Origin of the sequence: Psychrobacter sp. Marseille-P5312, from assembly GCF_900291405.1 — a bacterium.
Lineage (GTDB): Bacteria > Pseudomonadota > Gammaproteobacteria > Pseudomonadales > Moraxellaceae > Psychrobacter > Psychrobacter celer.
Genome location: NZ_OLML01000001.1, coordinates 1,230,458 through 1,243,440, shown reverse-complemented (window position 1 = coordinate 1,243,440; position 12,983 = coordinate 1,230,458). Strand labels below are relative to the sequence as shown.

At 49.0% G+C, this 12,983-nt stretch carries 10 protein-coding genes and 1 riboswitch; of the genes, 4 read left to right on the top strand and 6 right to left on the bottom strand.

The window, feature by feature from the left end; translation table 11 throughout:
• Positions 1–2 precede the first annotated feature (2 nt).
• From pstB to pstS, 4 genes are all read right to left on the bottom strand, one after another.
• Positions 3–761 (bottom strand): phosphate ABC transporter ATP-binding protein PstB, encoded by a 759-nt coding sequence (pstB, locus tag C6W44_RS05390; RefSeq protein ID WP_227526468.1) that lies wholly within the window; start codon positions 759–761, stop codon positions 3–5.
• A 251-nt stretch (positions 762–1,012) separates the two neighbouring features.
• Positions 1,013–1,915, bottom strand: a complete 903-nt coding sequence (pstA, locus tag C6W44_RS05385) for a phosphate ABC transporter permease PstA (protein WP_413772317.1) — start codon at positions 1,913–1,915, stop codon at positions 1,013–1,015.
• 70 nt (positions 1,916–1,985) lie between these two features.
• The gene (pstC, locus tag C6W44_RS05380) at positions 1,986–2,939 is read right to left on the bottom strand and encodes a phosphate ABC transporter permease subunit PstC (protein ID WP_105246476.1); all 954 of its coding nucleotides are present in this window, start codon (positions 2,937–2,939) and stop codon (positions 1,986–1,988) included.
• A 209-nt stretch (positions 2,940–3,148) separates the two neighbouring features.
• A complete protein-coding gene (pstS, locus tag C6W44_RS05375; RefSeq protein WP_105244534.1) occupies positions 3,149–4,315 on the bottom strand; it encodes a phosphate ABC transporter substrate-binding protein PstS in 1,167 nt (388 codons plus the stop codon).
• A gap of 271 nt (positions 4,316–4,586) precedes the next feature.
• A riboswitch (TPP riboswitch) is annotated at positions 4,587–4,703 on the top strand.
• 288 nt (positions 4,704–4,991) lie between these two features.
• Here pstS and thiC point away from each other — a divergent pair.
• The gene (gene thiC / locus C6W44_RS05370; RefSeq protein WP_105244533.1) at positions 4,992–6,977 is read left to right on the top strand and encodes a phosphomethylpyrimidine synthase ThiC; all 1,986 of its coding nucleotides are present in this window, start codon (positions 4,992–4,994) and stop codon (positions 6,975–6,977) included.
• A 114-nt stretch (positions 6,978–7,091) separates the two neighbouring features.
• On the opposite strand, the gene C6W44_RS05365 is transcribed toward thiC, so the two are convergent.
• A complete protein-coding gene (locus C6W44_RS05365; RefSeq protein WP_105244532.1) occupies positions 7,092–7,982 on the bottom strand; it encodes a fructose bisphosphate aldolase in 891 nt (296 codons plus the stop codon).
• A 314-nt stretch (positions 7,983–8,296) separates the two neighbouring features.
• Entirely contained in the window at positions 8,297–9,163 is an 867-nt protein-coding gene (locus C6W44_RS05360; protein WP_105244531.1) for a hypothetical protein, read from the bottom strand.
• 302 nt (positions 9,164–9,465) lie between these two features.
• On the opposite strand from C6W44_RS05360, the gene C6W44_RS05355 reads away from it, so the two are divergent.
• Genes C6W44_RS05355 through C6W44_RS05345 form a run of 3 tightly spaced genes read left to right on the top strand, consistent with a single transcriptional unit; the run spans position 9,466 to position 12,961 of the window.
• A complete protein-coding gene (locus tag C6W44_RS05355) occupies positions 9,466–11,391 on the top strand; it encodes an ABC transporter ATP-binding protein (RefSeq protein ID WP_105244530.1) in 1,926 nt (641 codons plus the stop codon).
• A 44-nt stretch (positions 11,392–11,435) separates the two neighbouring features.
• Entirely contained in the window at positions 11,436–12,326 is an 891-nt protein-coding gene (locus C6W44_RS05350) for an alpha/beta fold hydrolase (RefSeq protein WP_105244529.1), read from the top strand.
• A gap of 17 nt (positions 12,327–12,343) precedes the next feature.
• Positions 12,344–12,961 carry an alpha-ketoglutarate-dependent dioxygenase AlkB family protein gene (locus tag C6W44_RS05345; RefSeq protein ID WP_105244528.1) on the top strand — a complete coding sequence of 206 codons (618 nt, stop codon included), beginning with the start codon at positions 12,344–12,346 and terminating at the stop codon, positions 12,959–12,961.
• Positions 12,962–12,983: the final 22 nt, after the last annotated feature.

Below are 12,983 nucleotides of genomic sequence, written 5' to 3'. Positions count from 1 at the left end.
CGTTAGCCATAACGACCCGTAATGTAGTCTTCCGTGGCTTTTTGCGTAGGCGTGGTAAATATCTGATCGGTCTCGCCCATCTCAACCATATCGCCCAGATACATATAGACCGTATAGTCTGACACTCGCGCCGCCTGCTGCATGTTGTGAGTGACGATGGCGATGGTATAGTCTTTTTTTAAGTCTTCAATCAAATCCTCAATGGCGCCTGTCGAGATTGGGTCAAGCGCCGAAGTTGGCTCATCGAGCAGTAGCACTTCAGGCTTGGTAGCGACACTACGAGCGATGCACAGACGCTGCTGCTGCCCGCCTGATAGCGACAAACCTGAGGCTTTGAGCTTGTCTTTTACCTCCGGCCATAGTGCCGATTTTTTTAGCGCCCATTCCACCCGATGGTCCAGCTCAGCTTTGCTTAGTCTTTCATAAAGACGCACACCAAAGGCGACATTGTCATAGATAGACATCGGAAACGGCGTCGGCTTTTGAAATACCATACCGACCTGCGCGCGTAGCAGGTTGACATCGATGTCTTTGCCCAAGATATTTTTGCCATCGAGGTTGATACTGCCTTCTGCACGCATGCCAGGATATAAATCATACATACGGTTAAAGGTACGTAGCAGGGTTGACTTGCCGCAGCCGGATGGCCCGATAAAAGCAGTCACTTTTTTATCAGGAATGTCGATATTGATGTTTTTAAGTGCCTGAAAATCCCCGTAATAAAAGCTTAAATCACGAATTTGCATCTTCGCTGCTGGCATGTCTTTGGGAATATCATGCTGTGTTTGCTTAGTTAAGTTTGCCGCATCTGGCTGCGACAGTTGCGTGGTTGTCGCCATCGGTCTGTTTAATAAGCTGGCTGTGCTCGTATCAAAGTTGTTGCTATCTGCTGTGCTACGCGTTTTGCTGATGACGTCATTCATAATGTTATCCAACCTAGCTTGATGAATATAAATTTAAGTAACTGCTATATATAAAGTGATTTGGCGGTAGGCGTTATCTACTCTGGCTACTATTTGCTGGAGCTGCGACCACCGATAAACCTTGCCAATACATTTAGTACCAATACCGAAGCAGTAATCAGCAATGCAGCGGCCCATGCAAGTGTATGCCAATTATCATAAGGACTCATGGCAAACTGATAAATAGTGTTCGGCAAGTTGGCAATCGGCTCGCCCATATCGGTACTAAAGTATTGATTATTCAATGCTGTAAATAGCAAGGGCGCGGTCTCACCAGTGATTCTGGCAAAGGCCAACAGCACACCAGTGGTCAGCCCCGCTCGAGCCGCCTTAATCGTCACTTGCGTGACCATCTTCCACTTCGGCGTGCCCAGTGCATAGGCCGCTTCACGAATGCTATTGGGCACCAAATTGAGCATGTTTTCTGTCGTGCGTACCACCACTGGCACCACAATCAGTGCCAATGCTAGTGCGCCCGCCCACCCAGAGAAGCTTTGACCTTTAACCATCAAAGCATAAATAAACAGACCAATGACAATCGAGGGGGCAGAGAGCAAAATGTCATTTAAAAAACGCGTCACCTTGCCAAGCAGGCTGCCTTGCGCAAACTCAGACAAATAAATCCCTGTCATCAGGCCAATGGGCGCGCCGATAAACAATCCTGAAAACGCCACCATCACCGAGCCGACAATGGCGTTGCGTAGGCCGCCTTCGCTCATCGGCGGCGGCGTGTCGGCAGTAAAGATAGGCATTTGCACCATGCCCTGAAAGCCTTCGACAAACAGCGTCACCAGTATCCAAAACAGCCAAATCAAGCCAAATACCATCGCCGATATGGCAAAACCCAAACCCAGCTTATTGGCCCAGCGCCGTTTGTTATAAAGACGCTTGTCGTAGCGGCTATCAAAGCCAGTCTGCGCAGGTAACGCTGAGTGCATCGTATTAGTAGGCATAAAACTCATTTCCATTTTTCAAGATTTTTTGTCAGCCTGTATATCGCTATCGTCTGTATGTGGTTATGTATTAGCGGTTGCCTGCTTTTTGATCCATACGCATCAGCATGAGCTTAGCCAGCGACAGCACAATAAAGGTGATGATAAATAGTATGAGGCCAAGGTGCAGCAGCGAGGCCAGATGTAGCTCACTAGAGGCTTCGGCAAACTCATTGGCCAGCGCTGAAGTAATGGTGACGCCAGAGGTAAACAGACTTGGACTGATATTAAAGGCGTTGCCAATAAGGAAGGTCACGGCCATGGTCTCGCCCAGCGCCCGACCCAGTCCCAAGATAATCCCGCCGACCACGCCTGCTTTGGTATAGGGCAAGATAATTTTAAACATCACTTCCCAAGTGGTCGCGCCCATGCCGTAAGCTGACTCTTTGAGCAGGTCTGGCACGACAGAGAAAACATCGCGCATGGTAGCGGCAATAAAAGGAATAATCATAATGGCAAGTACCAATGAGGCGGTAAACATGCCCAATCCCATTGGCGCACCGGTAAATAGCTTGCCAATGATAGGCAATGGGCCAATATGCTCGATAAACCACGGCTGAATGTGATTGCCAAAAAATGGCGCAAAGACAAACAGTCCCCACATACCGTAGATGATAGAGGGAATACCTGCCAGCAGCTCAATGGCGATGCCGAGGGGCTTTTTTAAGAAGGTCGGACACATCTCAGTCAAAAATATCGCAATACCAAAGCTGACTGGCACAGCGATTAAGATGGCAATAAAGGACGTCACCAGCGTGCCATAAATAGGCGCTAGTGCACCGTACTCATTGGCAACCGTGTCCCAGTTATTACTGGTATAAAACCCAAGACCAAATGCTTGAATACTTGGCCAAGCGCCAATGATCAAAGAGAGCAAAATACCGCCCAATGATAGCAGCACGAGGATAGCAAATGCCTTGGTGGCATTGACGAATAATGCATCGTAACGTTTTTGTTTTGCCAGTTGCGACCTTAAATCATTCATAAGTGTCTCAGCATTAAATAATATTAAATCAAAATCTTTAAAAGACTCATCAGGTCTTATCACAACAAACTAAATCTTAATAAAGGGCGCTATTAACGGTAATGGATGACGCTATTTTTAAATTTGTTGTGATAAAACCTTTGAGACAACCACCGGAGAATAGGTGTCTCAAAGGGGCTTACAAGCTCTGCTATATATATGTATAAAAACTACTGAGCTGGGGTGTAGACGGGTTGACCATCGCTACCTTTGACTTCATTCCACTTATCTTTAAACAGTGCCACTGCGGTATCAGAGAAAGGCACATAATCAAGCGCCATGGCACTATCATCACCTTCAGCATACGCCCAATCAAAGAAGTTCAGCACGCCAGCCACTTGCTTCGGGTTTTCTGGCTGCTTGTGTACCAAGATAAAGGTGGCAGCAGCGATGGGCCACGCTTGCTCGGTCTCAGAGTTGGTGATGACTTTATAAAAGCCTGCTTGCTGTGACCAATCGATGTCACCTGCCGCAGCAAAGGTCTCAGCAGATGGCTGCACGAAATTACCCGCCGCGTTTTTGAGGGCAGCGTGCGCCATGTTGTTTTGCTTGGCATAGGCATACTCGACGTAGCCGATAGCGTTTTTCATGCGGTTGACGTAGCTTGATACGCCCTCGTTGCCTTTGCCGCCTGCCCCTGTGGCAGAGGTTGGCCATTTGATGGTTTTATCGACACCCACGCTGTCTTTCCAGTCAGTTGAAACCTTCGCCAAATAATCGGTAAAGTTAAAGGTCGTGCCTGAGCCATCTGAGCGAAATACGGTGGTAATGGCAGCATCTGGCAAGGTCAAATCTGGGTTCATGGCGGTGATAGCAGGGTCATTCCATTTACTAATCTTACCCAGATAGATATCGGCTAGGGTTGCGCCGTCCAGCTTTAGCTCACCTGGTCCGACACCATCGATATTGACAATCGGTACCACGCCGCCGATGACGGTTGGAAACTGAATAAGTCCTGCCGCGTCCAGCTCTTCAGGGGTCATCGGGGCATCAGAGGCGCCAAAGTCAACGGTTTTTGCTTGGATTTGTTTGATGCCACCTGAGGAGCCGATAGACTGATAGTTGACCTGACCGCCAGTCGCGGCATTATATTCATAGGACCATTTGGCATAGATAGGCTGCGGGAACGACGCGCCAGCACCAGTGATGTTCATGGCGATGTTTTCAGCTGATTTAAAATCGCTTGCTGGAGAAGATGTCGCTGTGCTGGTGGTTTCGGCCACTGTCGCCGCGCTGGTGTCACTCTGCGCTACTGACTCTGCGGTGTCGGTGGATTTATTACAAGCGGTGAGTACTAAGGTGCAACTAACGGCGACTGCCAATAACGAATAACGCATGTAGAACTCCTAAAGTTTAACAACGATTGAACAAAGTATGATTGGTGGCATGTGTGACATCTTGACAAGTTTTTATGACAGTTTGATGACAACCGCCCAACTCTTTTATGTGCGTGACAAATAGGGTCAAATCAGTCGGCGCTTGAGGCTAACGCTATTAGCCTGCGTGTCATGACTCATCGCCTCGTGCGCACGTTGACTGACATACCGGTGGTCAAACACCAGTAGCCCTCATGGCAGAAGTTTGTTAGTATGAGACTGATTTACAACACTGACAGACTCGGGGTGCGGTGTACGAATGGCTGACTGCCTTTGTACATTCGCTGAGAGATCACCCGCCGAACCTGATGCGGTTAGTACCGACGCAGGGAAGTCTTCAGCACTTTATTATGTATGGCAAAGACGGGCAGAAATGCCTTGTTATCCTCATGACTGTTGGCCTAAATGCCCGCTTGGTGGTGCTAAGCTTTATAGGGTTAAGTAGTGCCAAATAATGATGAGAGATACCAAGCGTCGCTTACAGGTTGATGACATCCTCCGCGAAGGCAAGTTTCGCGATGATAGATTTGACAGCCAGTGACGACGACGTAGCAAAAACTGCCTAGATGATAAGTGCTACCCCCGCAGCTTCTGGCGGTGTTGCTTTTATTCAAAAACCAACACGCTAGGACAGCATATGACAACCTCAACCCTACCTCCAAAGACCCAGAAAAACGCTTCTGACAAAAAAACCGACGCGCTAAAAACCCCTGCGCACCGTAGCGCCAAAGACACGCGCTTTGAAGAAGAAGCGCGCGACTTACACCGCATTCTCCCCGCCTCGCAAAAAATCTATATCCAAGGCTCAAGACCTGATATTCAAGTGCCGATGCGCAAGATCACGCTAGATCCCACGCCTATTCAGGGCGTGGATGAGTCCGACTGGGAGCAAAACCCGCCGTTTTATGTCTACGACACCTCAGGCGTCTATACCGACCCTGATGCCCAAATTGACCTAACCCGCGGCTTACCCAAACTGCGCGAGGGCTGGATAGCCGAGCGCGGTGATACAGAGCAGCTAAGCGGTTTGTCCAGCTCATACGGGCAAGCGCGTGCGCGTGATATCACCACAGCCAATCTACGGTTTGCCCATATCGATAAGCCGCGCCGCGCCAAAAAAGTCAATGGTAAAGCAGGCAATGTCACGCAGATGCACTATGCGCGCCGCGGTATCATCACCCCTGAGATGGAATATATCGCCATTCGTGAGACGCAAAAACAGCATGAACTGACCGATATGCGCCAACATGAAGGCGAGAGCTTTGGTGCCAATACGCCAAAAATCATCACCCCTGAATTTGTGCGTAGCGAGGTCGCGGCCGGTCGCGCCATCATCCCAAATAATATCAATCACCCTGAGTCTGAGCCGATGATTATCGGGCGTAATTTTTTGGTAAAGATTAACGCCAATATCGGTAATTCAGCACTTGGCTCGTCTATCGATGAAGAAGTGTCGAAGATGACATGGGCGACGCGCTGGGGCGCGGATACCATCATGGATTTGTCGACAGGCAATCATATCCACGAGACCCGTGAATGGCTGATTCGTAACTCGCCTGTGCCCGTCGGTACGGTACCAATTTATCAAGCATTAGAAAAAGTCGACGGCATCGCCGAAGACCTAACGTGGGAGATATTCCGCGATACACTTATCGAGCAAGCCGAACAAGGCGTTGATTACTTCACCATTCATGCAGGCGTGCTGCTGCGCTATGTGCCACTGACGGCCAATCGACTCACAGGTATTGTCTCTCGCGGCGGCTCTATCATGGCGCAGTGGTGCCTTGCCCATCATACAGAGAGCTTTTTATACACCCATTTTGAAGAGATTTGCGAGATTATGAAGCAGTACGATGTGGCCTTTAGCTTAGGTGATGGTCTGCGTCCTGGCTGCTTGCAAGATGCCAATGACGAAGCGCAGTTCGGTGAGCTGCGCACGCTTGGTGAGCTAACGAAAATCGCATGGCAGCACGATGTACAGGTGATGATCGAAGGCCCCGGACATGTGGCGATGAACCGCATCAAAGAAAATATGGACTTACAGCTAGAGACTTGCAGCGACGCGCCGTTTTATACCTTAGGGCCGCTGACCACCGATATCGCACCCGGTTATGACCATATCACCAGTGCTATCGGTGCGGCGATGATTGGCTGGTTTGGCACCGCCATGCTCTGTTATGTGACACCAAAAGAGCACTTAGGACTGCCGAATAAAAAGGATGTGAAAGACGGTATCATCACCTATAAAATCGCCGCGCATGCCGCTGATCTGGCTAAGGGCCACCCAGGCGCGCAAGCTCGCGATAATGCCTTGTCTAAGGCGCGCTTTGAGTTCCGCTGGGACGATCAGTTTAATCTGGCGCTCGATCCTGATACCGCCCGCGAATACCATGATGAAACGCTGCCAAAAGACGCGCACAAATCGGCACACTTTTGCTCGATGTGTGGGCCGAAATTTTGCTCGATGAAAATCACCCAAAACGTCCGCGAGTACGCCAAGGGTTTGGACGCGTCAGAAAGCTTAGGCACAGAGGCGATGAGTGCAGCTGAGATTGAGCAAGGCATGCAAGAGATGACTGAAAAATATCATAGCGAAGGTCGACAGCTGTATAAAGAGGTATAACTCCGCTGATTTGACTGCTGTATATTTAATTACTTTATATAGCAAAAAGCTCGCTTCTTATGCCTGTAGAAGCGAGCTTTTTTTATGATAAGTATTTCTTAGCCAAAGAGCCGTTTACACATTTGACGCCTGATAAATCTCTTCAATTGAGGCGTTCATGGTATCAGCAAACTCTTTATCGCTTTGTTGTTTGCTCAACCCTTCGGTAAACGCGCGTGAGAAGCTGGCAATCATACCGGGGTTTTGCTTAAGCTTTTCGCAGGCCTCACGACGACTATAACCGCCAGATAATGCCACGACTTTGAGTACTTTTGGATGATCGATCAGCTCTTGATAGAATCCGCCGTCGGTGGGCAAGGTTAGTTTGAGCATCACTTGATGGTCGTCATTTAGACGCTCAAGGTTACGCAAAATATCCGCTTTGAGTATCACTTCACACTCATACTTTTGGGCGCTATCGATATTAACCTCAGGCTCAACGATTGGCATAAAGCCTTTGGAGAGGATTTGCTTAGCCACATCAAACTGCTGCTGGACGACAAGCTCGATACCATCGACACTTGGCTCATAAATGACTGAGCGCATCTTGGTACCAAACACGGGATAGTTTTTGGCTTTATCCAGTAGCGCGTCCAAGTCTGGCATCGGGCGCATGACTTGTACGCCGCTCATTTGCTCGGCCAAACCCTTATCGACCTTCAAAAACGGCACGATGTTTTTATCTTCCCACAGATAGTTTGCCGTTGGCTTGCCATTGACCTCGCGCTCCATGGTGTCTTCAAATAAAATCGCCCCCAGCACGCGCTTATTATCAAAGCAGTCGCAGGTCATGATACGTGCGCGCATCTCGTGGACCAGATCAAACATCGCGTCATCATTGTCATAAGCATCGCTGCTGATGCCGTAGTTTTCTAGTGCTTTTGGTGTGCTACCGCCGCTTTGATCAAGCGCGGCGATAAACCCTGAACCATCCTTTATAAGCTGTCGTTGTTTTTGGTATTCCATTAAAAAAGTATCCTATTTCTATTGATTAAATCCAAACATCACCAATCGACTCAATCTATATGAGCCTTGCTATTTGTAGACAACCTTACCATAGGATGCTTTATCTGCCTATATAGGATGCGTGACAGCGCCGCCAATTTTTATGATATATCAGTTGAAAATAGCCAGTTGAAAATAAAACGGTTATATAAACTTAAACGCGCTACTGGTATAAATTTTACTGACGTGCGGCGTTCTCAGAGGCTGCGCAACCTACATTTAAAAACAGCATCCCAGTAGCGCTATGCTCTTTTTAAAAGCCTTACATCAAACTCTTATGCCAAAAACAGTACCACCACACAGCCAATCGCCAGCAGCAAGCCTAGCACATTGATACGACCGAGCCGCTCTTTAAACACAGCCACACCGATGAGCGTCGCGACGGCGATGACCCCGACGTTCATCCCAGTAAAGACAATACTAGGAGAATCGGACAATACTTGGTGGGCGCGCACATACGCATAGATATTGCCCATGTTTAGAGCGCCCAGTAATAGCCCTGCTGCCAAGGCATTACCCTGCCAACGCACGCGTGTCACAAGCAAATAAATCAGCAATAACAATCCTGCAACGCCAAAGCTAACAAACAGCGTCAGTGGAAAGGCTGTGCCTTGTTTGGCGACTTGTTTAAATAAGATATCGACGATGCCATAGCCTGCCCATACGCCAAATAGCCATAGCGGGGTACGCGCGGCGGGCGGGCTCATACTAGTGTTCTCGCCCCCACCGGTATGTTTGGGCCGGTAAACCAAAGCTCCCAACGCCAAAAACCCTAAGACCAGACCAAGCACTCGCGTGCCCGTCAGCACCTCACCAAATAATAAAAAAGCGGCGATAATGGGAATAATCAACGACAAGCGCTGGGCGGCATCGGTTGCGACCATGCCGACCGATGCAATCGCACGGCCCAAGATAATAAAAACCGTCGGCAGCAGTATCCCAAGCGCCAGAATGATGCCCCAAGCGTTGCCAAGCGTGCTTATGCTGCTGACATCTGGCGTTAATAAAAACCATGTCAGCAAAAAAGCCACGGGATAGCCTGCGACGATGGTCTGGCGAATATCGATATTTTTTTGCCGCAGGATTTTGAGCAGTACCGAGACGGCCACACTGCACAGTACTGCTATCACCAAATACATCATAACCCTTACCTCTATCCTTGATTCATGTCAGAGCAACACCGCACGTCAGCCATACACAAAACCATGGCAAACAATATAAAACCACTGAATGTAACAAAACATTTCCTATACAACAATGGCTTTTTGGTGTTTTGTTGTGCTGATACTCATGGCATTTATATGCACGCAATTACAATTAGCCTGCAGGTCTGACAGGGAATTTTGCTAAAATAGCCAGCACTCCCAATCACAAAGTAAAGATTCAAAATAACGACCGTCATCGTTTGTTTTGGCGTACTGCTATTGATGTTTTATCACTGCCTATGAATGCTCTATTTCGCTTTTTCGAAAACCGCTTACCGGCCTTCCCCACCACCCCCATGCCGCTGCCCTCGCCTCGTGACGGTATGCTGCAGTTTTTGTGGGCTTGTACAAAGGGGCTGCGCAGCTGGCTGCTGCTGTTTATGGTGTTGTCAGCAGGCATCGGCATTTATGAAGCAATGCTGTTTGCATGGATTGGCGATATCGTCGATTGGCTTGGCGTCTATACGCCGCAGAACTTATGGCTAGAAAAAGGAGATATGCTGCTGCTGATGCTGGCGGTGATGATTATCAGCCCGTTTTGGATTGCCTTATCCTCGTTTATTCATTTTCAGACCTTGCAAGGCGTGTTTCCCATGCAGATGCGCTGGCGTTTTCATCAGCGTATGCTTGGGCAGTCCATGCAGTTTTATCAAGACGAGTTTTCTGGACGCGTCTCGGCCAAGGTCATGCAGACCGCGCTTGCGGTGCGTGATACGGTGATGACCGTCACAGATATGTTTATGTATGTCACCGTATATTTTGTGACCAGTGGCATTATTTTATTTAATTTAGACAGCTTATTATTGATTCCCTTTATCCTCTGGTTTGGGTTGGTGGCGCTGGCGATATGGTATTTTATTCCAAAGCTCAAACAAACCGCCATCGTACAAGCAGATGCGCGCGCGTTGATGACGGGGCGCATCACCGATGCCTATGCCAATATCATGACTGTCAAGCTGTTTAGCCACTCACGCCGTGAGCTTGGTTATGCCAAAAATGCCATGGGGCAGTTTTTAGGAACGGTACATGCGCAGATGCGCTGGGTCAGTTATTTAGAGATTTTCACCCATCTTATCAGTGTGATTTTGGTCAGTAGTACCGCAGGGATTGGCCTGTATCTATGGCAACAAAGCGCGGTCGGGGTCGGGGCGATTGCCGCAGCGACGGCGATGGCGCTACGCCTCAATGGTCTGACGCGCTGGATCATGTGGCAAACCGCCAGCCTTTTTGAGAGTATCGGCACGGTACAAGACGGCATGCGCACGCTATCCGCGCCGCAGACGATCGTCGATAAGCCAGACGCAGCTGAACTACGCGTCACCGAGGGGCATATCGTCTTTGATCATGTCGACTTTAGCTATGAGAATGAAGACCAAAATAACTATCACGCCACCGATAAAACGTTTAAACCGTCGGTAGCGACCACTGAAATGGCGCAAGACAACTCGATCAAGCTGCTTGATGACTTTTATTTGGATATCAAACCAGGAGAAAAAATCGGCTTGGTTGGACGCTCGGGAGCGGGCAAATCCACGTTGGTCAACTTGCTGCTGCGCTTTTTTGATGTCGATAGCGGCAAGATATATATCGATGGTCAAGCGATCGATGATGTCACACAAGACTCTCTGCGTCAGCAGATCGGTATGGTGACCCAAGACACCTCACTGCTGCATCGTACCATACGTGAAAACATCGCTTATGGCCGTCCCGACGCCTCTGACGAAGAGATTATCCATGCCGCCAAACAAGCTCAAGCATGGGACTTTATCAAAGACTTATATGACGATAAAGGCAATACAGGTCTTGATACCCAAGTGGGTGAACGCGGCGTCAAACTCTCCGGCGGTCAACGTCAGCGCATCGCCATCTCTCGTGTTATGCTAAAAAACGCGCCGATCTTGTTATTGGATGAGGCCACCAGCGCGCTTGACTCTGAGATTGAGTTTGCCATTACCGAGAGCCTCAACGATATCATGACCGGCAAAACTGTGATTGCCATTGCCCATCGCCTCTCTACCATCGCTGCGCTCGATAGGCTGGTGGTGATGGAAAAAGGTCGAATCATCGAGCAAGGTAGCCATGACGAGCTGTTGGCACAAGGCGGCGTCTATGCGCGCTTGTGGCAGCGTCAAAGCGGCGGGTTTTTGGGCGAAGACACCCCCTAGACCGCCATCATCATAAAAATAAAACATAAGGAAGTGGGCAGTTTATGGAAGCCTTTACCCATCGTATCAATTTAAGCGGCAAACAAGCACGCTACTACGACCTTGGCAGTCTCAACCCATCAGTAGCAGCAGAGCACAACAAACGTGCGCCGGCGCACTTTTATGGAGGCAACAGCTTTACGGTCGGTACTTATACGCCGCTGCTGCATGAGCTGGCAGCAACGTTTGATATCAGTGCGCTTGCCCTACGCGGCTACTGGTACGATAAGCCGCAAAAACGCCGCCTCACTCGAGAGCAAGACGCTGAGCTATTGATTGAGTTTTTGGAGCGCACCCAAGATCGGCCTGTGGTGGGTATTGGTCATTCGCAAGGTGCCACTGCCACCGCCATGGCCGCCGCTAAACGTCCAGATTTATTCTCCCAGCTGTATTTGATAGAGCCGGTCACCTTTACCAAAAACCAAGCACGACTGTATAACTTATTGCCGCGGCGGTTTTTGCTCAGTCGAGAGCCTTTTAAAAGTACGCTGACCAAACCCGCTATTTGGACGAGCGTTGATGCGTACTATCAAGCCCTACGCGCCAACCGAGCCTACAAACGCATCAGCGATGCGCATTTATATGTGTTTGCTGAGCAAAGCTTGAGCGTCAATGCCGATGGTAGTCACACGCTGATGTTTGCCCCAGAGCAAGAGCTTGCCAACTATTTTGGTGCGCCGCATATCGACACTGCTCTAAAAAACCTTCGCTGCCCTTATACACTGATCACGGGCAAGCCAACCTTATTTATCAGCAATAAAGTCCGTAAGCAGTGGCAAAAATTCGTCCCTGCCGACAGTATCATCTCTTTACCAGATTACGGCCATCTTTTGCCAATGGAAGCGCCCAAACTGTGCGCACAAATTATCAATGGGCATTATAAAAACAGTCACTAAGCTGAGCAATGTAAGCCATGAGCGACCTTTTTGCCCCTGCCCCAACCGATAACTTATTGCCTTATGATGGAAGGGTAAATGACTTCGGCTGCATCATCGATGATGACTGCCAGCTCTACGATGCATTATTGACCGAGCTACCATGGCAGCCTGATAGGGTGACCTTATTTGGTAAGACGCACATCACCACTCGCCAAGTGGTATGGATGGGTGAAAAAGAGCTTAGCTATCAGTACTCAGGTCATACCCGTCACAGCCTGCCATGGTCAGACACCGTGTTTCACGTGAAACTTTATATCGAACAGCAACTATCAAGCATCGGTATTGATGCCAACTTCAATTCTTGTCTGCTTAATTACTACCCGACAGGGCATGATGGCATGGGCTACCACGCCGATGATGAAAAAGAGCTGGGCGCGCAGCCTGTGATTGCTTCTTTATCACTGGGTGCCACACGCAAATTTGTCTTTAAGCACAAAAAAACTCAAGAAAAAGTCGCGCTTTATCTTGAGTCCGGTCAGCTAATCGTCATGCATGGCGAGACGCAGCGCTTTTGGAAACATAGCATCACTAAGACAAAAACCGTCGCCGATGGGCGCATCAGCCTAACTTTTCGGCACCTACACCCAACTTAACGAATATAACTGCATTGGTCTG